Genomic DNA, 24,466 nt, shown 5'->3' with positions numbered 1-24,466 from the left:
CCGGACAGGCTGATTTAGCCTGCTCGGGCATTTGTGTCATATCAAGGAGGACTTACATATGCTTCGCCGTTTCATGTCTTATTATCGTCCTTACAAAAGGCTCTTTATATTAGACTTCTCCTGTTCCATCGCCGCCGCGCTGCTCGAGCTGGCCTTTCCACTTGCCGTTAACCAGGTAGTCGATCAACTGCTTCCGGCTGGCAATTGGTCCATGATCTTGGCGGCATGTGCCTTTTTGCTCGGCATCTACCTGCTCAGTTCCTTTTTCCATTATGCCGTCACCTATTGGGGCCATAAGCTCGGTATTAACATCGAATCCGATATGCGTAGAGAACTGTTCACACGTGTACAGAAGCAGTCCTTCCGCTTCTTCGACAACAATAAGACCGGGCATCTGGTCTCCCGTATGACCAACGATCTGATGGATATTGGTGAGATCGCGCATCACGGACCTGAGGACTTATTCATTGCCTTCATGACACTCGGCGGGGCTTTCGGTATTATGCTGGGGATCAACTGGCAGCTCGCTGTGATGACGTTTATCATTGTGCCGCTGATGATCTACCTGTCATTGTATTTCAGTCGCAAAATGTCCAAAGCGTTCAAGCGCATGTTTGCAGATATCGCCGATTATAATGCACGGGTAGAGAACAATGTGAGCGGCATCCGTGTGGTACAGGCTTTTGCCAATGAAAAGCATGAAGTAGGCCGTTTCGTTGAGAACAACGAACGTTTCAGACTCACCAAACTAATTACCTACCGCATTATGGCCTGGAACTCTTCACTTAGCTTCATTCTGATGAAATTTGTATCCCTGTTTGTACTGGTATGTGGAACCTGGTTTGTCATCCAAGGAAGTATGACTTACGGGGAGTTCATCGCTTTTGTAATGTTATCCAATGTATTCCTCGGACCAATCGAGAAGATTAACTCCGTCATTGAGACGTATCCCAAAGGCATCGCCGGTTTCAGACGTTATCTGGAGCTGCTTGAAGCTGTACCGGATGTAGAAGATACACCACAGGCAAAACCAATTTCGGATGTGAAAGGCGATATTGCCTTTCATAACGTCACCTTTTCTTATGGAGAACATAAACCCACGCTGTCTGAGGTCAACCTTAATGTTCAGGCAGGTCAGACAGTTGCTCTGGTTGGACCTTCAGGAGGAGGCAAAACGACGCTATGCAGTCTGATCCCACGTTTCTACGATGTGGATGCAGGACATATCTCCATTGATGGCATTCCCGTGAAGGACATGACGCTGGAATCACTGCGCTCCCATATCGGGATTGTGCAGCAGGATATTTTCCTGTTTGACGGAACGATTCGTGAAAATATTGCATACGGCAAGCTGAATGCTTCCGATGACGAAATCTGGCAAGCCATTCGCCGGGCCCAACTGGAAGAACTGGTACAATCCCAGCCAGATGGACTGGACACCATGATTGGTGAACGTGGCGTAAAACTCTCCGGCGGACAGAAGCAACGTCTATCCATCGCAAGAATGATCCTGAAGAACCCGCCTATCCTCATTCTGGATGAAGCCACCTCCGCACTCGACACCGAGACGGAAGCTGCCATTCAACTGGCCTTGTCCGAGCTAGCTCAGGGACGTACAACTTTGGTGATTGCTCATCGACTAGCAACTATTAGACATGCGGATCGCATCGTGGTAGTGGAGAACGGCAGCGTTGCTGAACAAGGAAGTCATGAAGAGCTGCTCGCACGTAAAGGCTCGTACAGCCGACTGCATCAAGCCCAGTTTGGTTAAGTAGCATGCCCTAACAATAGCAACCATCGAAAAAACCAAATAAAGAGTAAAACAACCTTCCCTCTGCAAACGAGGTGAAGGTTGTTTTATTCATTTCAGATATCCTTTTGATTTCCAGAATCGCTTCGCAAATGATTCAGCAGCGTACGGTGGCTCCCCATTCAGTAGATCCTCATTCGCTTGAATGAGCACTTTGCGTCCACGTTCCAGCAATTGAACGGCATGCAGTAACTGAGAGCCGCCAATATAATGAATTTCAAGCAACAACGGTTCTTCTTCCTCATCCTCGTTATTCTGAGCCGAGTATTCGATCAACACACTTTCCGAGCCGTCTGCATGTTGGTGCAGAGTATAATAGTATTTCTCCACCTGCGTCTCCCCTTGAGCATCCACATACTCTCTTCCAATACGTAGCATGGCTGGCTGGGGAACACCATTAGACATCTGACCTGCTTGTCGAAATGCAAAATATAACTCTCCAATCCACAGTCCGTGCCGATCATCATCATAATAATCGTCATATGGCTCCACGACAGGCAGTGCTAATAAATCATGGATCAGTTGGTGCGAAATTAAGGAACGGGCATACTGAACATTCGATACAGACTGCAGCAAGGTATTCCATCCTTGCTCGTTTAACTGCTGAATATCAGCAGGTGAGTTCTCCGAGAATACATTCCATTCCGAATTCTCATTGTGCAGATAACGATATGCCCCTGAGATCATCCAGACAGGTTTACCCTGCTGTACGATATGTTTATCAGGAGAGTTGGAACCTTGATCTGATGGCTCCATCTTAAGCAACAATGCACAATTGTGGTCATCCTGAAAATACAGACTGCGGAAATACCCCTCCGTATGCTCATCTCCATAGACCGATACTCGGCAAAATTGCTCGTCCAACCAAAATTCATAGCTGTTCAGTAACTCATCCTCCTCTCTTACAGGCAACAAAGATGGATGAGTAAGACGCTCTATGTTCTCAGCGGTAACCCGATGATCTTCGAACCAATCCGGCACATCTGGCTCTGATTGTTCAGCATGAATGTACTTTCGGTTGATTACAGGCTGTCCTTGCTGCAGCCTCCTTAACATTTCTTCTCGCCAAGGAAACGGCTCTGTATCTTCATCAATCACACATTCAGGAACCAATAACGCCAACATGTCAGAGCCCCGCCATGGTCCGAGATCCTCCCATTCTTCAAGCTGACGCTTCACATTACGCTGTCCTTGAACCTGAATCTTATATTGCTCGGTACTTACCAGCAATCCACCTTCTACATTCCCTCTCACTGTCAATTCTCCATGGTTATAATCCCCCCAGAACATATCCTCCACATAGAGATTACCTGTAATATATATTTCCTGCCCACCCACGATCATATAGGGCGTTATGAGATTCCCAAGTACAACCAGATTGGAACTGGCCGCGTCGGAACTTGTATTTCCAATATAACGATCCACTGTAAGATTTCCGTCAACCAAGATCAAGAAAGGTCCTTCATCCAACAACAGTTCACTGATATGAAGATCACCAGAATGTAACCATACTTCCTCGGCTTCAAATTCACCGTTGTGCGCTTCATTCTGAGTGTACATCCAACTTTTCTGAGGCAACTTCGTATGTATATCTGCAAAAGACACCTTGTGACCTATCTGATGTATGGACATATCCTGACACTCCTCATCCATTAATATATGGATAGAATCTATCTAATCTACAGATAGGACCACTACCCATTTTCATTATACTAGAGGAAATATACACCATACCATAACAAAAACCCTCATCCGAGTAGAATGAAGGTTGAGCTTGTGAACGACAACAGCTCCAAGTCTATTAAATACATATATGATCTAGTCCATTTTTATCACTTTCCACCCAGAATTGCGTTTGCCCGCTCACGGAAAATTTTCGCCGCCTTCTCAGGTGTAATTTTGCCAAACAACAGCAGATCATACAACTCCCGCAGCACCGCAGTGACCTCGGGTGCACCTACAGGATCAGGCGGGTCCATCTGGCTGCTGTGATCGGCAACCCAATCAATATAATCAAACACCTGCGCCAGCTCTGGTTCAACCACCAGCTTCATCCGCTCTTTAACACGGGATGAGACAGGCACACCCCGCTCTCCTTTCAGCAACAGATTGGCATCCAAATCATTTACGAAGAAGCTGATGAACTTGGCCGCCTCCTCCTTATGTCTGGAATTGCCCGCGATGGAGAAAAACATGCCTGGCTTCAAAAACAACCCATCCTGGCTGTTTGGCCCAGGCATCGGGGATATCGTTAAGGGTTTGCCATAACGCTGAGTGGTGCTGATAAATTGGTTGGAATACCCCCAGCTAAACAAAGCCTCTCCCAGATAAAACGGGTCGTTGTCGGGTTGGCCAATGTCGGATGTCCAGATATCCGGTGCAAAAATAAGTTTCTTCTCCGCGAGCTGCTGCATCCTGCCAAAGTAATCAATAAACAATCCATCATCCTCATAACCCAACCTCTTGCCATCCTCGGCGTATAGCTTGGAACCATACTGTCTCAAGTAATACGCAAAAAACTGTTCCGGCGTGAAATAAGTTCCCAGATAAATGCCTTTCCCCAGCAATTGCTCGCCCATACGGTCAAAATCCGCCCATGTCCACGTATCCGTTGGCAATTCAATATCATTGGCCTTCAACACTTCCGGATCATAGATGCTGAGCATGGCGTTAACCCCCAAACTGAGACCATAGGTTTTGCCATTCAGGCTACCACTCTCCAGCTGTTTCTTCTCAATATCTGTCGTGTCAATCAGTCCGTTCTGCATGTACGGCGTCATATCCTCCAACAGTTGCAACGAGCTGTACTGGGACAGATAGGAGATGTCCATCTGGATAATGTCGGGCAACGCATTGCCTGCTGCATGTGGGGCAAGTTTTCTCCAGTACTCGTTGAAGCTGCTATATTCGTATTCAATGTTTACATGTGGGTTCAACTTCTCATACAGATCGATAACGGCGATTGTTGCATTGTTGCGAAACTCCCCACCCCACCAAGCGATTCGCAGCGTTATCGGCTCTTCGTCAACGATCATGCCTGGCCTTTGATCCAGTTGGCTCACGCAGCCAGGAAGAGTCAGCAGAAGACAGATCATGCCTATGGATCGCAATAATCTTCTCATGGCCTATCCTCCTTACCTGGTGATGGGGGTGGCAGCAGCACCGTTACTCTCGTTCCAAGCCCCGGCCTGCTCTCCAGCAGAACATCATATTCTTCGCCAAAAGCCAGACGTACCCGCTCCCTGATATTCAGCAAACCAATACCTGTTCCTCTGGTCTTCACTTCGCCACGCAGCACTTGTTCCACATATTCGGGTTCCATACCGGGACCGTGATCCTCCACGATCAGGGCCAGCTTGCCACCTGAAATCTCGGCACACACTCGAATCAGACATGATCCAACCTGTGGTTCCAATCCGTATTGAATGGCATTCTCCAGTAATGGCTGTAGGGTTAACTTGGGAATGGCACATTCCAGATAAGGAGCGGGCACATCCAAGCGAAAATCCAGCCGCTGCCGGAAACGGTAGGTCTGAATGGTGATATAATGGCTGACGATCTCCAGCTCTTCGGCAAGGGTGATGATATTTTGCCTGAAGCTGATGGAGGAGCGCAGTAAATACCCGAGTGACAGCACCATACTGGAGATTTGCTCCTGCCTGTTCTTTTTGGCGAGCCAATGGATTGAATCCAGCGCATTATACAGAAAGTGTGGATTGATCTGCGCCTGAAGCGCCTTAAACTCCGTTTCTTTAATGACCAGCTGGCTTGCATAATTTTCTTTGATCAATGTATTGATATGTGTAATCATCATTCGATACGTACGCTGTAATAACCCCAGTTCATCCATGTGCTGGTGTGTTGGAATGGACAGATTGGCATCCATATTCTCCAGATCCCCATACTGAACCTCCTTCATCTGACTGATGAGCTGCCTGATCGGCCTTGTCAGACTGCGTGCGAACACCATACCAAGCGCGAGGACAACCAGAATGGCGATAAGATATACGACAATCAGACTATTTTTCAACCATATGATACGTTCAAAAATCTCATCATAAGAGGCCATATTATAATAAACCCAGCCGGTATAGGCGGATTTTTTCTGGGAAAGGAATATCTCCCTCCCATCCAGATTTTTGACCTCATATCCTCCACTGCCTGGAAGAGGATTCAGTCCTGCGGACACCGCATCTGGAAGCTGGCGATAAGGATAGACCACCTCAGTGCCTGCTTTTAAAATAATGTCACTGTCCCGGCTGTCCATGCCCGCATACTCCTCAACGAGTCGCTCAATATTAATACGCAGAAACAGTATGCCTACCGGTTCCAGGGTCATCGGTTCGTAGGCTCGCACCTGACGCACCATAACCAGCATCGGGTCATCGTCATCCGGGTACAGCCAGCGTACCGCACCATTAGCCTGCTCCGCCGCCTCAATCATCCGATCATATTTTTCAGGGGATACGGTTAGTGTTTCGCCATATTTATTCACTCTTCCTCTGGAATCAATCAGATGAACGGACTGCACATATCGTGCAGCCCCACTAATATGCTCCCATAGCCGATCTGTGATCTTCTTCCGTTCAATAAAGCTTGAATATGCGCTATCATCATCCAGCAAAGACTTCAAGGCCCTTTGAATCTGTGTATCAGAGATCATGTTCAGTGATAACGCTTCCAACTTTTGAAGTTCAACATCCACTGTAGACGAGGAAAGGTTCAGAAGACGAGACGACTTATCAAACAGCTGTTTGTCATACACCGAATACGTATAGTACAAGGAACCAAACGCCAGGATGATGATAAACGCCATCATGACCATGATCATCAGAAACATTTTCATTTTGATGCTGAGTTTGCGGTAGGCTGTCATGACCAAAGCGCTCCTTTGAACCACGTGATACTACTAGGTATATCACATACAGGAAGGTTTTCCCAAAGTTTTAGCGCTCGATGTCTCACGGTTTATTTGGACTGATATCGGTCATAAGCCGCCTGATGAACCTCAATCGCCCGCTCAATGTCCATGCTCTTGATGGTGTCGGTCATCTTGTCAAATTCAGTGATTGGTTTCTGTCCGCTAATGATGGCTGTCATCGTCTCATTCAAATACGTATTCACCTGGCTCATGATGGACGTACTTGTGGTTACCTCTTCTGTGGACAAGCGAATTGGTGGGAGTGTTAAGGCCGAGCTTGCTTTCATCCATTCCGCATTCGCTGCACGCTGTCCGTCGTCAAATAATAAGGCATCCAGGTAACGGCTATCCTGATTGATTGGACCGTCCATAATGGACAAAGCATAGGAAGCCAATGCCTGATCATACGTCAGACCGTTTGCATTATCAATGATGGTATCTGTGAATTTCACACCGTCTCCGTCCCGAACATAACTGTCATTCTCGATACCAAAGTTGAATAGATCACTACCCTCTTCGCTATAGTTGTAGTCCATCCACTGCACAATATATTTCAATTTATCTTCGTCTGCAGAAGCCGTAATAGCCTCACCATAACTTAGGACCTTATTCTCCAGATTAAAGGTAGCATACGAAGTTCCATCCGCAGATACGGGCCACGGTACACCGGTTAGGTTAAAGTTCGGATCGGTATCTCTCATCAGATTAAAGTATTTCCCCATACCACTGAATACACCGCCCTGATATGCGCCTGCCAGATTGCTGGTGACCTTATAGTCGAACGCTTTGCCGTCATTGGTCATGATCTCGGGATCAATCAGCCCTTCCTTGTACCACTTGGCCATGGTCTCCAGGAAATCACGGTAGCCCGGCTGAATTGGTCCGAACTCCACCTTGTCTCCATTCAACTGGAAGCCACCAATGACACCAAAAGCCGCCGCAAAATCATGGAGCTTGGTCAGGTTGCCCGGTCCCCAGTTTCCGGTGAATGGCAGTTCATCTGGCTTGCCATTGCCGTTAGGGTCCTGTTCCTTGAATGCCTTGAGTACCGTATACCACTCATCGATGTTGGTAGGTACCTTGAGATTCAGTTTATCGAGCCAGTCCTGGCGCATAATCAAACCGGAAGTGGCATTCAGTTTCAACGCATCCAGCTTCAGCAGTGGGAACATATAGATCGTTCCATCGTCGAGTGCAATCTGCTTCTTCACATCCGGATCGGATTCAATGATCCGCTTCAAGTTCGGTGCATAACTGTCGATCAATTCATTCAATCGGATGATCCGGCCGTCCTTGATCATTTTTTCCGGTCCGCCAACCGCATCGGCCCAGTTATAATATATAACGTCCGGCAGCTCTTTTGTGGAGATCAACAGATTGAATTGGTCACGCTGTTGTCCAAGCGGAGGATGTGTGAACTTCACTTGGATGCCCGTCAACTTCTCTTTTTCCTTGTAAGCGGCCATATCGCCAAAGTTGTTCAAGGAAGCCGTTAGTTTGGCGTCATTGGCGCGCCAGTAGTCAATGGTAAATGGCTCACTTGTAATCGGCAGCGGTATCTCGGTCAACGCCTGAACCGCAGGTTCTGTTCCTTCTGCTGGCTCTGCGTTACCTGGTTCATTATCCCCCGTACAGCCCGCCAGCAAAGACATGGTAAGTAATGATGACAACAGGATGGACCCCATTCTTTTTTTCACGTAATTCGCCTCCATAGGATACATTTTTTATTGTTTCACAGCACCGATTAAAGCGCCCTGAACAAAATAACGTTGGATGAACGGATATACCAGCATAATCGGCAGTGTGGAGATAATAATGGTCGCATATTTGATGTTCTCCCCAATGGCGAAGCCGGTATCGGCGCCAGCACCCATGGCCTCCGTACTGCTGCTGATCAGAATATCACGCATAATAATCTGAATCGGATATAACTCCTGACTGCGTAGATAGAGCATTGGCCCGACGTAATCATTCCAATGGTCAACTGCATAATACAGCATCATGACCGCCAGGATTGGTTTTGACAAAGGCAGTACGATTCGGAACAAAATCAGAAAGTCATTGGCACCATCAAGCTTCGCCGATTCGATCAGACTGATCGGAATGCCCTCAAAGTTTGTTTTCATAATAAGGAAATAGAATGTGCTGATGGCACCCGGAATAATAAGCGCAAAACGGGTATCCACCATGCCCAGATTCTGAATCAGCAGAAAAGTTGGAATCATACCCCCGCCAAAAAACATCGTGAACGTAATTAATTTCATCAACGTTTTTCTGCCCATCAGATCACTGCGTGATAACCCGTAGGCTGCCAGCGAAGTCATGAGCAGATTGATGGCTGTACCCACCACAACATAGAACAAGGTGTTCATATATCCCGTATAGATGCGAGTATCCTGAAATACCGACTTGTACGCTCCCAGCTGGAAACCTTCAGGAATGAGCATCAATGACCGGGAACGCAGCATCTGATCCGGATCACTGATGGAAGAATTGAACACGTACAGCATCGGGTAAAAGCATAAAATCATGATGACCAAGAGCAGCAGTGTATTGAATACATCAAAAACTCGTTCCCCTATAGACTGTTTCATCGCTTCACCTTCCAATTACCAGAGACTGGTTGAGTTAAGCTTTCTGCTGATCGCATTTGCGATGATGAGCAGCGCGAAATTAATGACACCGTTGAATAGCCCGATGGCGGTTGAATACGTATAGTTCCCCTCCAAAATTCCGGATCGATAAACAAAGGTGGAGATGACATCGGATGTCTCATAGGTCGGTGCCGTTTGCATCAGCAATATTTTCTGAAAATCAGCATTCATGACCGCCCCCATGCGCAGAATTAACATGATCACAATCGTTGGCATGATGCCCGGCAGTGTAATATGTAACAGCTGTCTCCAGCGGCCTGCACCGTCAATTTTGGAAGCCTCATACAACTGTGGATCAATGCCACTAAGTGCTGCCAAAAAGATAATTGAGGCCCATCCTGCCCCCTGCCATATGTTGGACAGAATGTACATCGGACGGAACATATCCTTCTCCGCCAAGAACATGATTGGCTGCAGATCGAAAAAGTCACGAATGACATTGAACAGTCCGCCATCCAGAGATGAGAACGTTTTCAACATTCCAACCACAACGACAACCGAGATGAAGTGCGGCATGTAACTGATCGTCTGCACCGTGCTTCTGAACCACTTTTTACGAACTTCGTTCAGTAACAGGGCCAGGATAATCGGAGCTGGAAAACCAAACACAATGCTGTAAAAACTCAAAATCAGCGTGTTCTTAATCAGTCGCCAGAAATAATAACTTTCGAAAAACATCGTGAAATTGTCAAATCCGACCCATTCGCCTGCCAAGATTCCTTTGATCGGGCTGTAGGATTCCTGAAATGCCATCAGCAGCCCGTACATCGGTCCATAGCTGAAAATCAGATAATAGGCTACAACAGGAACGAGCATCAGATATACGTATCTGTTGCGTACAAGCTCCTTTTTCACCGAACTCCATTTGCCTGCTGGCTTCAAACGCCCAGGTTCAATCCCCCGGCTTCGATTCAGCTCCATCCACTCAACCTCCACTCTCGATGTTCATTCATTCACTTGACACTTCTAATGATAGAATCGAGCGGCTTTTCTTCCCATGCTCATTTCCGTTAAATGCATGTTCAAAACCGAGTTCCGTCCGACAAAAAAAGACCCTGCTGCCGTTGACTGGCACACAGGGTGTGATCATAAATCAGATGTGAGTCGCATGTGGATTCGGATATACAGGACACTATGTAGAAGCGACAGCATCGCTGTCTAGGGTACTTTTTTATACTCGGAGGGGGAGAAGCCCGTGTATTTCTTGAACATTTTGCTAAAATAAGGCCAGTTGGCACCAAAGCCCGTCTGTTCGGCAAGCGAGGATACCGTGCAGGTCCCGTCCTGCTCCAGAAGCTCCAACGCTTTGCGAATGCGGTAGCCTAACACATAGTTCGTAAATTTCTCACCGGTTTCTTTTTTGAACATTTTGCCAATGTAGTCTGGATTCATGTATATTTCTCCGGCGATGGATTGGAGCGTCAGAGTTTCGTCCCTGTAACGCTTCTCCACGATCTGCTTCACACTGCCCACCATCTGCGACTGTCTGGAGCGGTGCTGTTCGTAGCGGCGCAGCGTGATTTCCTTGGCAACGGCAAGCAGAAACTGTTGAAAAGAGTGCAGGGTGCTGGATTCAATCATGCCCGGCAGCTGATCCATATACCTTTTCATCTCGGCAGAGCCGCTGAGTCGAATCATTTCCATAAATATTTGAATAAGATAGGACTTCGTCTGGGATATATCGTATCGCAAGCTGGCAAGCATCTGAAACATCCGGTTCAGCTCTGTTCCGACTTCCTGCCAGTGTCCAGCCTTCATCGCAGTAGCCATCCGCTCTGGATCATATTCGAATTCGGGAAGAGTACGCTCCCCGGGGGAGTAGACATCCCGCTCCATAATAAGACTGCCCTCACCAAGGTAGAAACGGTAATTGAGGTAAACCAGCGTCTGCATGTACAATTGCCGCGCCTGTGGAAGATCTCCTGGTTCGCTCAGGGCAATCGTAAGATCATCATGATAATATCGGGTAAATGTGGTGCGAATCTCATCGATATTACGGAACAACTGTGTTTCAGACAACTTGTCCTCCATCATCAATAACACATGACCTCCAACCGTGGTACTTAAGATCGGATTGTGAAAAATATCCTCGGCAATGTTCTTGACCGCGAACAAGTGCAAGTACTCATGATCCCCCTCAATCTCTACCAGCAGCAACCGCACACGCTGATCCTGAAACTGTACATCGAATAATTCCTCGAAATACTTCCATTCCTTGACCCCATAAGTTCTGTTGGTCACCAGTTCTTTCAGAAAATATTCCTTGGCATGCGGCAGTACACGCTCCAGATTATATTGGATCGATTGTACAAAACGCTCCTGATCAGTTAACTCCCGCTTCTCACTGACCAATTCACTGATAGCCTCGACGAGATGTTCTTCACTGCAGGGCTTGAGCAAATAATGTTTCACCCCATACTGCATGGCGGTCTTCGCATATTCAAACTCCGTAAACCCCGTGAGCATGATAAATGAAATATGCTGATACTTCTCTGCCACAGCTTCAACCAGCTGTAACCCATCCATTCCCGGCATGCGAATGTCCGAGATGATGATATCCGGGCGCTGCCGATCGATTATAGCAAGCGCTTCCAATCCATCTTGAGCAATGCCGATCAGCTCTGTTCCTAATCGCAACCAGTTCACAACACTAGCGATCCCGTCCGAGATCATAAATTCATCATCGACCAACAAAACCTTGTACATCGTATGCAGCCTCCTGCCTTTAACCAGATCCATTCTATTATATGAGCATTATGCACAAATAGAGGGGAGCACATGGAATGACATGGAATTGAACGATAACAAGTCTGATTTCTGAACAGTCCTTTCTCATCTCATCGTGAAAATCATTCACTAGCCGGCAATTGAAGCTGGTCTCTCTAAAGACAAAACAACCCTCACCCCGCTATAGGGTGAAGGTTAGCATCTACTATGCAAATACGGGCTATATTGGTGACCATACTTGCCGGATCGATTTATTTTTTTACTGCGTGAATGAAATGTATCGTTTCAAATGCACTTAGATGATCAATTCGATCTTGGAAAAACTGTTCCTGAATCGCCTCCGGAGTGAGATGCTCATAAATAAGCAGCCCTGCTTCTTCAAGCATGGCCTCCATCTCCACATATGCGTAGCCGGATTGCATGGGCTCACCGCCCATTGCAGCCAATTTAACCATATTTTCAACCCGATTAAATCTCCCTTTTTCCTCAAAAAGGTGTTCATCTGCATAATCCAGAACTATAGAGCTTCCAGATGGCAGGTTCGCAAACACATGACGAATCACGTTAAATAGATCATTTTTGGGCAAATAATACGAAACCCCCAAGAGACTGGCCAACGTCTTACGTTTCTCCAAACCTTCAAGAGTCAAGCTGTCATTTGAAAGCTCTCGCGTAAAATCCATGGGTACAAAGTGAAGATTATCCGGAACAGTCAGCCTCGCCTGCTTCAGCCGCTCCTTCTTGAATTGCTGTGTAGCCGGATAGTCCACTTCAATGATATCCAGCGTGTCCTCCAATTCCGGATGCCTCCAAGCAAACGTATCCATTCCGGCGCCAAGAATGACTACCTGCTTCAATCCCAACGTCACTTCATGCAAAAGTACATGCTCACAGTAAGCGGCTCGAGCCAGAGTTATTGGAGATAATTGTATCTGGGTTATCCATTTTAGAACCTTTTCCGGGTCGTCCTTGAGCTGGTGGGCCATATCCGGGTTGAAAAAATGAATGCCTTTAACCATGTTATTGCTGATATCTGAAAACTCTTGAGGAGTGATAAGGGCACTAGCGATAAAATCATTGAAAATAAGAGGTGTATCATGTTGGCAATGATAGGCTCGGCCAAAGGTCGAAATCAATGATGTGATACTGGATTCATTTTGCTTCATACTTATTCCTCCCGTACAAACAAAAATAAGATTCTCCCTGGCCAGGAGAATCTTATTATATACGGAATAATTTTATATGTAAATTATAGCATAAAAACATTTTTTTGTCAACCATAGTTTACGGATGAGGAGACAGATTAAAGTGGATTTACCGTCCACTTCAACCCGTTCTTCCACATCCTGTTCAACCCGATTGGATCTGTTACGTATCCATCCCATACTCCTTCACTTCACGATTACGGTTCAACACCGCATGCAGCACAAAACCCATTACCGCAATTGCCGCTGTGCCCGTTGCCAGCCACGCGACAGGTATAAGTCCTTGCTTGTCATACATGACCCCCATCGCATATGGGCCGATAACCCGTCCAACCGCACCGATTCCACCCGATATCCCGATGTAAAAAGGGGCCGCCCTGCCCGCGTGCTCCGAGATAAATGCAGGGGTTGCAGGGGAAATCAGCATCTCTCCAAATGTGGCAAGTACCATGGCGAGCACCATGCCCGGATAGCTGTACATGGTAATCATGACAATGTAGGCCATGCCATAGAACACCGCACTTGCGGTCATCTGGGCCGTTGAGGTACGGGCCATGGTCCGTTTCACCCAACTGGTGAAAGGTTGGCCTACAAAGATCAGCACCCCGTTCAGGGTCCAGAGCAGACCGTACATTCTTTTTTCCATCCCCTCAGAGATGATGTACGGTGACACACCTGTGTTCCAGATGGAATTGCCGAATAACAGGAACAGCACGCCCAAGCTCATAAACAGATATAATCGGGTATTGCCCAGCAATGCCCAGACGCCCGGCCCATCGGGGACGGTTTTGCGTTTCGTCAGATGTACTTCCCCCTGATCCGGTTCAACCCGCGACAGATAATACCAGAAGAACAGCGCAAATCCGGCTGAAGTCACTCCGTTCAGTACAAAGCTGAGGTGATAGGAAAAGTCAGCGAGAAAACCACTCAGTGCCGTACCAATCGCCACCCCGATATTGTTCGCTACATAGATAATATTGAATAATTCACCGCGTCGCTCCGCAAACCGGAAGCCGATAAAAGCCTGAATCGCTGGCAGCGACAATGAACTGAACAGACCGATCCAGCCCATGGCACATATAAATATAACCCAGTACGCGCTAATCCAGGGCAACGCAAACAAACCTAACGCATTCAGCGCCAGTGAGCCAATAATCAGCTTCTTAACGCCCACCCGATGGTACAGTGACCCTCCAAGCAATTGTCCGAAGATGCCACCTAGGGATTGAATAAGGATTACAAAACCCGCGTTAGCCATCGTTCGTCCTAGCTCATCAAACACATACATGGTGGTCAGCGGCCACATTAAGGCACTACCGGTTGCGTTAACCAGACTTGCCAGCAAAAAAACTTTCACTTCTTTTGGATAGTTATCCAGCCATCTCATCATCTCTAGTTCATTCTCCTTAATACGCTACAAACGTGTTCCCATACCAAAAAAACCTTTGCCCTGACGGCATAACCAGCCAGAGCGAAGGCCTTTGGAAGTGTTACCTGTATTGCTCTTTATATCCAGCTACATTCTGTTCTTTGTTCATCTTACCTCAAAAAAATCGCGCTGCAAGCACACTCATTGACGCTTCACTTCGACAGTGGCCGAGAAGAAGGTAGCCCCGTTACCCATGTCCGACAACCGATTGGACGTCAGCGAATTCGCCCGTTGCTTCTTGCCTTCACCATCCCACCATAAGCCTTGGCTGATGACGGTTCCCGGCAACATGGCTTCACTTACTTTGGCGGTAAGTTCGATACGCCCACGATCATTCCATACGATCACTGCATCTCCATCCTCCACGTTTCTGCGGTTAGCGTCCTCAGGGTGCATTTGCAAAAGAGGCATCTTTTCCAAACGCTGGTGTTTGGCTGAATTGCCAAAGGTGGAGTTCAGAAAATTATGGTTCGGCGGCGAGAGGAACATCAGCGGATACGTATCGGCAGGTCCAGCCGGATTCTCCCCATCATATCCTTCAATCAGAGCGCTATAGGTAGGGAGCGGCGGAAGCCCTCGCTGTTCCATTGTCTCCGAATACAACTCGATTTTGCCTGAAGGCGTAGGCAGCTGATCCAGAAATGCAGCATGTGGTGTCATATCCAGCTTCATGAATCGGTGTTCCTTCAGTCCTTCTAACGTAACTCCATTCATGTAAGGATTACCTGTATCCTGGAGTGCATCCTTAATCATCTGTTCCGGCGTTTCTCCGAAGATTGCAGGATCGTACCCCATAGCCTGCCCAAGTAGTGAGAACAGTTCCACATTGCTCTTGCTCTCCCCAATCGGTGCAATCACCGGCTCTTGCAGATGAACATACTGATGCCAATAGGAGGCATACAGGTCCGTCGCTTCAAATGAAGAGGTGGCCGGCAACAAGATATCTGCATATTTTGCTGTATCCGTCATGAACAGATCATGCACAACCGTGAACAGATCTTCCCGTGCAAAACCTCGCTCCACTCGTTCGGTATCCGGTGCCACCACCAGTGGGTTGCTGCAGTAGACCATCATGGCCCGGATCGGCTGCTCCGCTTCCAGCAGCGCTTCACCAATCCGGTTCATGTTCACCACCCGCGGCTCCGAATTCTGCCGCAGTTCCGGACGTTCCAGCGCATCGCTATTCGTGCTCGCGTAGCTGTTGGTACGCACGGCACCGCCGCCTTGCTTCAGCCATTGCCCTGTAATGGCAGGCAGACAAGCTACGCTACGCACATTCATGCCCCCATTATCATGGTGCTGGAGGCCATTGCCGATGTGAATATGGGCTGCCTGTGCGTTACCATACATTTCGGCCAGCTTCACAATGGTCTCCTCCGGCACACCAGTAATGCGCGCAACGCGTTCAGGGGTGTAACTGCGGACATGATCACGTAGTGCCTCGTGTCCTACCGTATACTCTTGCATAAATGCTTCATCCGTCAGTCCCCGTTCAAACAGCACATGCATCAATCCGAGCGCCAGTGCGCTGTCTGTGCCCGGGTACAGCGGAATAAACCAGTCTCCCCATTGAGCGGTACGATTGCGATGAACGTCGATTACGACGATCTGGGCGCCCTTCTTGCGTGCTTTCTCCGCCAAAACGACCTGGTGCATATTCGTACTGACGATATTGCCGCCCCATACCAGAATAAGATCTGCATGCTCCGTATCTTCTGGCACCGTTCCATGGTTGGCGCCCATCGTATATTTCCAGCCCGTATTTCCGGCGGCATTACAGATCGTCTGCTCCAGCACACTTGCACCTAGTGCATTGAAGAACCGTCGATCCATGCCGTCTACGCCGAGAATGCCCATGTTACCGTAGAAGCTGTAGGGCAGGATGCTCTCCGATCCGTAGGTCTCGGACAATGCAGTGAACTTGGTCGTAATCTCCCTGATTGCTTCATCCCAACTGATTCGTTCGAACTTGCCTTCACCCTTGGCTCCAACACGTCTCATCGGATATTGCAGACGCTCGGGGTGATATACCCGCTCCGTCATATTTCTAACTTTATTACAAATGGCACCCTTGGTTATCGGATGGTCCGGATTGCCTGCCACCTTCACAATTTTACCGTTCTCTTTATGTAGTAACAGACCACAAGTGTCTGGACAATCGAGCGGGCATACCGCTGCAAATACCCCATTCTCTTGATCGATCATCGTATGGCTCCCCCTCTTCAAAAGCTATCCCTATATCATATCTTCTTCGAGGTTATCACGTAAAGAGAGCAGTATTTTTTTGCTTCATATTCACCGCTATAGCGGCTTCAAAATATTTTTAAAAAAATGTTATGCCAATTGATTCAACTTCAGAATTCAGGGGTAAATTAAAAACAAGGCATTAGGCTAGTGTTTCCCCACTTCCTCCTCATGCCATATCATGGACCACTCCCGAAATTCGCCATGAACAGGTTTCGTTCCCCCGAACCTTTTCATGGCGAATTTATTTTGCGTTAAAATCGAACAAAAACACCACAAAAAAGACTCCGACCTGCTCCTTCACAGCATCTTCGCCATGAAACGGAGCAAGATCAGAATCCTCTTCACTTCTAAGTGATATGAAGCACAAGTTTCGGGTCGTGCATTGTAATGTTATTCCGCTACGCCTGCTTGCTCAACATCACTCTAGCCTCCGTCTCCACAGGTTCAATTGACGTCGCTACCTCTGGTTTCACTTTAGGCTCAGCTTGGCGCAGGTACACCACCCAATAGGCTGCAGCTACAAACAGAGCACCTCCAGTCAGATTCCCAAGCCATACCGGAATGAAATTCATTACATATTGGCCCCACGAATAATGCCCTTCAAAGATTGCCGCAGGGATAAGGAACATATTAGCCACAACGTGCTGGAATCCAATGGCCACAAACGCCATCGTTGGAAACCAAATGCCCAGTACCTTGCCACTCATCGTATCCGATGCATAAGATAGCCACACAGCCAACGCGACCAGCCAGTTACAGCCAATGCCGGAGATAAAAGCCTGCAGGAATCCGTCATGCAACTTGTGACCAGCCATATCCACCACTTTAGCCAGATATACACCCTCTCCAGTCAGACCAAGCACATGTCCAAACGCGTACGCGACAAACAAAGCTCCAACAAAGTTACCAATCGTCACTAATGTTAGATTTTTCAACATGCTACCTACGGATAACTTTCGAGCAATCGTCGCGAGCGGAACAGCCATCATGTTACCTGTCAGCAGCTCTCCACCACCTATGAGTACTAGCATCAATCCAACCGGGAACACCGCCGCACCGATCAGATTAACCAAGCTTCCCCACTCTGCCGGCGCAGATGCAATCACCCGAATATCCAGTAGAAAACCCAGCGCAATAAAAGCACCTGCCAGAAAACTAAGCACCAGTACAGAAGACACCGGATTTTGAGCCTTCTTCATGCCTGTTTGCGCCGTATATTGAGCAACCTCAAGAGGTGTTTTTGCTGCCATATCATTCATCCTCTCCTTCATTGTTCTTCGTGGAATAAAACACCTGAACTTCTTTGTTGATACGTTGAATGCCATATCTCAATTGTATATGGGTCTAGCACGAAACTTTGTGCAAATTATCACAATGTAATTTAAAAATATGCTTTAAAAGGCGTTGTTTCGTTTCAATGCGGTGGGTATAGAAACTTACATTTATATGAAGGAAATTGTTCAGAAATTGTTCAGAATCAATTTGTATAATAAACACACATATTTAATTAAATTTTTTGGGGAAGGGCTGGGGTCGGAATCAGTTCCATATTATACACATCATCAAATGATTTTCTGTAGATCATTTCATAGAAAATCAACTGATACTAGGAGGGTTAAACATGTTCAAACAATCTTTACGCTGGAGAACAGTTTTGATGTATGCTTTGATATTCACTCTGGTTCTCCCTAATGTCCTTCTTCCTCAAGCTCATGCCTCCACTAACGGAAATGTGAACATACTATCCGCGGTTAATAACAACGTTGATCGTAATCTGGGAAACGTCGTTTATGCTAACGGGAAATACACTGCAGTGGGTGAAAAGGGACGTATTGTTCAATCCATAGATGGATTAAATTGGGCTGTAGTGAATACAGGAGTTTCTAACGAAAAAACATCATGGAGAAGCATTGTGTATGCAAACAATGTATATGTTGCAGTAGGGGTGGAATCTACTCCTAATAAAGCAAGATTGATCGTTTCGTCTGATGGTGAGACTTGGATTGACAAATCATCGGGAATTAATGGTGACATTTTGCAAAAAGTCGTTTATATTAACGGCAATTTTTATGCTGTTGGTGGAAAATGGCATGCCAGCGACCGAGCGCAAGATGTCGGCATTATTTATTCATCTTCGGATGGAGCAACATGGACGTTATGGAGTACCATGCCAAAAATTTGGCCTTCAAACGGTACTTCTAGCTCAAACTTTTATTTAATGGATATGGCCTATATATCAGGGAAATTTGTTGTCGGTGGTAATGTATTTTCCGGTTATGCATATTCAAGTAACGGAAGTAGTTGGACGAATGGTTTTTTGAATGGTACTTCCTCGTTGGAACGATTCTCGATCTATAATGGAAAGCTATATCTTATTAAAAATTCAACGATTGGTTACTCCAGCACTGATGGAATATCGTTTGTAACTGATCCCTCTTATGACAATACAATGGGTACTGTCAAAGTCGGAGCAACACTTTATCGTTTCGGTCAGGCAGGTAAACTGGACTCATCCACGGATAACGGCGTAAATTGGACTTCGGAGCCCACAGTAACCAATATGATCATCCAATCTGCAGCTTCGAATGGAACGGGTATGGTCCTGGTGACCTCCGCTCCGAATAGCCTCGTTGTTACTGCAGACAAGTCCGAATGGAAAAAAATCACGGGAAATCTTCAGAGCATCGCTTATAACGGTAGCAAATGGGTGGTTGTCGGTGATTCACTCTATGGAAATGATACAACGGATGGAATTATACTGCATTCCACGAGCGACTGGGAGCATTTAAGTACAACCAGCCAGACACTTCCTAAGGAAGGGTTTTCCAAAGTTACTTACGGGAATAACACTTTTGTTGCCATGGGTAAAAGAATCGGGGTATCCACTGATGGTGAACATTGGATACTCAGTGATCTTCCCGCAAGTGTAACGGGTAGAGTGGTAGCGCTGACCTATGGTGCAAGTGGAGGTTTTGTTGCAGTAACGGATAAGGGCGATAGCCTGTCTTCTATTGACGGCACCTTGTGGACGAAAGGTGATAACCTGGGGAGCACCTATGGTATTAATGTGAAGTTTGTAAATGGAGATTATATTGCTTTCGGGGAAAGCGGAGTCTGGCAGGCGGACGCAAGCGGATTACATTGGGAGCCTATAGTCTCACTTAGCAATTATGATGCTCCAAAATATTACCTGTTTAGTGATGTTACCTACGCTAATGGGAAATATGTAGTCACTGGCTCCGATGAACTTGGCAACCCATTTGTCTTGGAGTCAAGCGGAGTTTTGAATAATAGTTCAACGTGGATCAGACATAGCATCGATAATGTCAACGCAGTCGATTTAAAAGCAATCGCTTACGGTGATGGCGTCTATGTAACAGCGGGGATCTTATATGGAAGTACAGATGAATACATTATGTATTCTTCCTCTGATCTGGTGAATTGGACACCTTATGATGAGAATACATTCGGTATAAGTGGTCAGGGACTCAACTCCGTTATTTATCATGATGGAAAGTTCTATATTGTAGGTAATGACAACGCACGGATTGTACTCGGAGATGCTGCACCGAGCAGCAACAACGCGGGTCTAACCAATGTACTTGGACAGACTGACAGTGCTCCAAGGGGCGGAGATGGAACAACATCTGGGACAGCGGTTAGCTGGACAGTTAACGTATCTGACACGACCTCAACACTGGGACTAGCCGATCTTGTACTGGCAGACAATCAAGCCAAGATTGAGTTATTCAGCAACAGTGACTATACCACAGGTGCAGTTACAGGCAACTCAACAATCCCGCTCACCGCAGGTGGAGGTACCACTGCATACATTAAGGTGACGGCAGCCGATAACACAACCGTGAAATATTATGCAGTAACCATAAACCGTACAGCTACAGCTGAAACAACTCCAGTCGCTGTAATCAGCTATATAGATGAGCAATTGACAGGATTTATTCCTAATGCTGCATACTCAATCAATGGAGTTGGTGCTTCCGCGGACGGCTCAGGGCATATCGCTATCGACAATAGTTGGATGGGAACTACGCTGTCCATTGTAAAAACGGGCAATGGCATCTCAACTACAGATAGTTCAGCTCAAACATTGGTCATCCCATCTCGTCCTGCAACTCCAATTGGCATTGGCAAGACCGATGAAACATCAATCGGCGCTCAGGATGGTACAATTACGAATGTCACAGATCAGATGGAATACAAAAAAGATATCAACGGCTCATGGACAGCTATCGCCAACACAACTGTTACAGGACTGGAGCCGAGTATGTACTATGTTCGTACAAAAGCAACCTCCTCTGCATTTACATCACTGGAAACGCCAGTAACCATTGACTCGGCAGCTACTACACCAGAAGCAACACCAGCCGCTGTAATCAACTATGTGGACGAGCAATTGACTGGACTTGTGCCTAATGCAGCATACTCTATCAACGGAGCGGACGTTATTACAGATGGTTCAGGATATATCACCATAGACAACAATTGGATCGGAATCACGTTGTCCATTGTGAAAAGAGGTAATGACACCACCACAACAGACAGTTCCGCTCAAACATTGATCATTCCATCGCGTCCTGCGACTCCAACCGGAATCGACAAGACCGATGAAACCTTTGATGGAGCGAGTGATGGAACAATCACGAATATCACAGATCAAATGGAGTACAAAAAAGACGTCAACGGCGCATGGACAGCTATTGATAACACTAAAATTACGAATCTCTCACCAGATCGATATTATGTGCGTACCAAAGCAACCTCTGCTGCGTTTGCATCACTGGAAACACCAGTGACCATTGGCTCGGCGTCTGCTACACCAGAAGCAACACCAGCCGCTGTTATCATCTATGCAGATGAGCAACTGACAGGACTCGTGCCTAACGCTCCATATTCCATCAACGGCGCAAGTGCCGTTGCAGATGGTTCAGGTCAGATCGCGATAAACAACAGCTGGATCGGTACCACGTTGTCTATCGTACAAACAGGTAACGGCACAACAACTACAGATAGCTCAGCTCAAACATTGGTGATTCCATCGCGTCCTGCGGCTCCAACAGATATCGGCAAGACCGATCAAACATTGAGCGGTGCTCATGATGGAACCCTTACGAGTGTAACCGATCAAATGGAATACAAAAAAGACATCAACGGCGCATGGACAGCTATCGCTAACACAACTGTTACAGGATTGGAGCCAAGTACGTATTATGTTCGTACCAAAGCAACCTCTTCTACGTTTGCATCATCAGAAACACCAGTAACTGTAGGTTCCAGTGCATCAATCCCTGCTGCACCGAATGTCACTGCGGATGACCAGAACAACACCATTATCGGGTTGGACACTTCCATGGAATATCAAGTTGATAATGGAGCCTATATCTTGTTTAACGGAAGTAATGCCCCTGACCTCAGCGGTGAACATACAGTTAAGGTGCGAGTAGCTGCAAACGGATCTGTTCCAGCCGGAACGGAAACATCACTTGAGTTCACTGCGAATCTTGCGACCGACCTGATCGTGGTCGCTGTTGATCCTAGCGGGTTAACAAATAACGGCAAAACACTCATTACAGTAACTCCTGCAATTCAGGTTAATGGACACCGCTTTGTTTACAAAAATTTTGGTAGCGGAAATATCAACGTTCCATCTATTGGTGATGTAGCTACAGGCTACGAAAACTGGCCGAACAATGGTTTAATCAACGCAGCAAACGGAGATAAAATCGCTATTGCTGAGGTAGATATCGAAGGCAAGATTGTAAGATTCGGATGGACTTCATCTGCAGTAACGAATGAGCCTGCTCCAGGGACCAGTAATCCTGATGTTCCCGTCGTCTCCCCACCTTCTGGGGGAAGCAACACCACGAATCCGAACACGAATAACGGCAACAATAGTACTAACAATGCAAGCAACGAAGATGTCATCATTATCGTCAACGGCAAAACTGAAAATGCAGGTAAGATAAAAACAACGGAAGCGAATGGTGTTAAAACCACGGTACTTGTCGTGGATCCGGCGAGGTTGCAAGCAAAGCTGGATGCAGAGGGCCCTCGGGCGATCGTCACTATTCCGGTCAAATCATACTCTAATGTCATTGTTGGCGAGTTAAACGGTCAATCAGTGAAAAGTATGGAACGTCTGTCGGCAACCCTGGTTCTCCAGACGGATCAGGCAAGTTACACGCTACCTGCATCAGAGATTAACATTGATGCAATTGCCAAAAACCTCGGCAGTGGTCTGAAACTGGAAGATATCGTGGTTCGTATTACGATAGCCAATTCTTCGGATACCATGAATCAGATTGCATTAAATGCAGCAGCTCAAGGTGATTTTACACTCATTGCTCCACCTGTTGACTTCACCGTATCTGGAGAATACAACGGCCGAATGACTGAAATCACGAAGTTCAATGCATACGTTGAACGCAGAATTGCATTGTCCGCCGAGATTGATCCGAATAAGATTACAACCGGGATTGTTGTGGAGCCTGACGGTACAGTACGACATGTACCAACCAAGGTTGTTTTGGATCAAGGAACATTTTATGCTGAGATTAACAGTTTGACGAACAGCACGTACGGAATTGTATGGAACCCTCTGACGTTTGCAGATGTGGAGAATCACTGGGCGAAAGATGCGGTAAACGATATGGGTTCTCGTATGGTCATCCAAGGTGTCAACAATACTACATTCAATCCAGACATAGCGATTACACGGGCTGAGTTTGCAGCCATCGTCGTACGTGGATTGGGTCTCAAGCTGGGTGAAGGTCCACAACCATTCCGGGATGTCACTACGAAGGATTGGTATTCCAGTGCGGTTCAGACTGCAGCTTCCTACGAATTAATTAACGGTTTCGAGGATGGCACGTTCCGCCCGAATGACACGATTACGCGGGAACAAGCCATGACGTTAATCGCGAGAGCGATGAAGTTGACAGGTCTTGCAGACCAATACGCTGATCTGAATGCTAACGAAGTTCTCTCCGCGTTTAAGGATAGCGCTGATGCCAGCAGCTGGGCGAAGGGTAACATTGCATTGACAGCCAAGGCAGGCCTCATCAGCGGACGTAATGATGGTCAGCTTGCAGCAAAAGCTAATGTTACGCGTGCAGAAGTAGCAACTCTGATTCAGCGCCTGTTAAACAAATCCGACCTAATCTAAAGATTATGAGTTAGCTCGAAGACCGGCCTACTTTATAAGAGTGGGTCGGTTTATTTATTTTATCAGCTTACGTAATATAGACATTAATATAAATCAAGAAACTGTAGCCGCAATACAAAAGGTAACGATTTTCATGAAAAAAAAAGACTGAGGATATACTCGCCAGTCTTCCTTTTCCTTTATGATCGTCTGCCTTGTTTCGTAAGCTCGGCAGTAATTGTACATGTCGCATTTTCGGACACCCCTGACTTATCCTCGTATGTCGTCTGTCATGCTCACTGCTTAGCATG

The 24,466-nt window shown here is 46.8% G+C and carries 13 protein-coding genes; 2 read left to right on the top strand and 11 right to left on the bottom strand.

What is annotated here, in order from left to right; translation table 11 throughout:
- The first annotated feature begins 58 nt into the window (after positions 1-58).
- A complete protein-coding gene (locus ACX9NY_RS26160; protein ID WP_472475947.1) occupies positions 59-1,771 on the top strand; it encodes an ABC transporter ATP-binding protein in 1,713 nt (570 codons plus the stop codon).
- Between the two features lie 90 nt (positions 1,772-1,861).
- Here the strand turns inward: ACX9NY_RS26160 and ACX9NY_RS26155 are convergent, their stop codons facing one another.
- The 11 genes from ACX9NY_RS26155 to ACX9NY_RS26105 form a co-directional block, all read right to left on the bottom strand.
- The gene (locus ACX9NY_RS26155; RefSeq protein ID WP_472475945.1) at positions 1,862-3,442 is read right to left on the bottom strand and encodes a hypothetical protein; all 1,581 of its coding nucleotides are present in this window, start codon (positions 3,440-3,442) and stop codon (positions 1,862-1,864) included.
- Between the two features lie 200 nt (positions 3,443-3,642).
- On the bottom strand, positions 3,643-4,932 hold the full coding sequence (locus ACX9NY_RS26150) for an ABC transporter substrate-binding protein (protein ID WP_472475943.1): 1,290 nt from the start codon (positions 4,930-4,932) through the stop codon (positions 3,643-3,645).
- Complete coding sequence (locus ACX9NY_RS26145) at positions 4,929-6,686, bottom strand: sensor histidine kinase (RefSeq protein WP_339257743.1); 1,758 nt, start codon at positions 6,684-6,686, stop codon at positions 4,929-4,931. Before ACX9NY_RS26145 ends, ACX9NY_RS26150 begins: the two co-directional genes overlap by 4 nt.
- A gap of 92 nt (positions 6,687-6,778) precedes the next feature.
- Positions 6,779-8,428 (bottom strand): type 2 periplasmic-binding domain-containing protein, encoded by a 1,650-nt coding sequence (locus tag ACX9NY_RS26140; RefSeq protein ID WP_339257744.1) that lies wholly within the window; start codon positions 8,426-8,428, stop codon positions 6,779-6,781.
- 27 nt (positions 8,429-8,455) lie between these two features.
- Entirely contained in the window at positions 8,456-9,325 is an 870-nt protein-coding gene (locus tag ACX9NY_RS26135) for a carbohydrate ABC transporter permease (RefSeq protein ID WP_105600198.1), read from the bottom strand.
- A 15-nt stretch (positions 9,326-9,340) separates the two neighbouring features.
- Positions 9,341-10,306, bottom strand: coding sequence for an ABC transporter permease (locus ACX9NY_RS26130; RefSeq protein ID WP_339238325.1), 966 nt, complete (start codon positions 10,304-10,306; stop codon positions 9,341-9,343).
- Positions 10,307-10,543: 237 nt separating this feature from the next.
- Positions 10,544-12,091 carry a response regulator gene (locus ACX9NY_RS26125; RefSeq protein ID WP_472475940.1) on the bottom strand — a complete coding sequence of 516 codons (1,548 nt, stop codon included), beginning with the start codon at positions 12,089-12,091 and terminating at the stop codon, positions 10,544-10,546.
- A 272-nt stretch (positions 12,092-12,363) separates the two neighbouring features.
- Complete coding sequence (locus ACX9NY_RS26120; RefSeq protein WP_339257745.1) at positions 12,364-13,278, bottom strand: class I SAM-dependent methyltransferase; 915 nt, start codon at positions 13,276-13,278, stop codon at positions 12,364-12,366.
- A gap of 202 nt (positions 13,279-13,480) precedes the next feature.
- Positions 13,481-14,704, bottom strand: a complete 1,224-nt coding sequence (locus ACX9NY_RS26115; RefSeq protein ID WP_339261535.1) for an MFS transporter — start codon at positions 14,702-14,704, stop codon at positions 13,481-13,483.
- A gap of 183 nt (positions 14,705-14,887) precedes the next feature.
- Entirely contained in the window at positions 14,888-16,951 is a 2,064-nt protein-coding gene (locus ACX9NY_RS26110; RefSeq protein ID WP_472475938.1) for a molybdopterin-containing oxidoreductase family protein, read from the bottom strand.
- A 440-nt stretch (positions 16,952-17,391) separates the two neighbouring features.
- On the bottom strand, positions 17,392-18,243 hold the full coding sequence (locus tag ACX9NY_RS26105) for a formate/nitrite transporter family protein (RefSeq protein ID WP_339238333.1): 852 nt from the start codon (positions 18,241-18,243) through the stop codon (positions 17,392-17,394).
- 371 nt (positions 18,244-18,614) lie between these two features.
- On the opposite strand from ACX9NY_RS26105, the gene ACX9NY_RS26100 reads away from it, so the two are divergent.
- Complete coding sequence (locus ACX9NY_RS26100) at positions 18,615-24,176, top strand: S-layer homology domain-containing protein (RefSeq protein ID WP_472475936.1); 5,562 nt, start codon at positions 18,615-18,617, stop codon at positions 24,174-24,176.
- The last annotated feature ends 290 nt before the right edge of the window (positions 24,177-24,466 follow it).

This window comes from Paenibacillus sp. CB74, from assembly GCF_055687625.1.
Note: the sequence above shows the minus strand (reverse complement) of the source record. Positions and strands in the feature narration are given on the sequence as shown.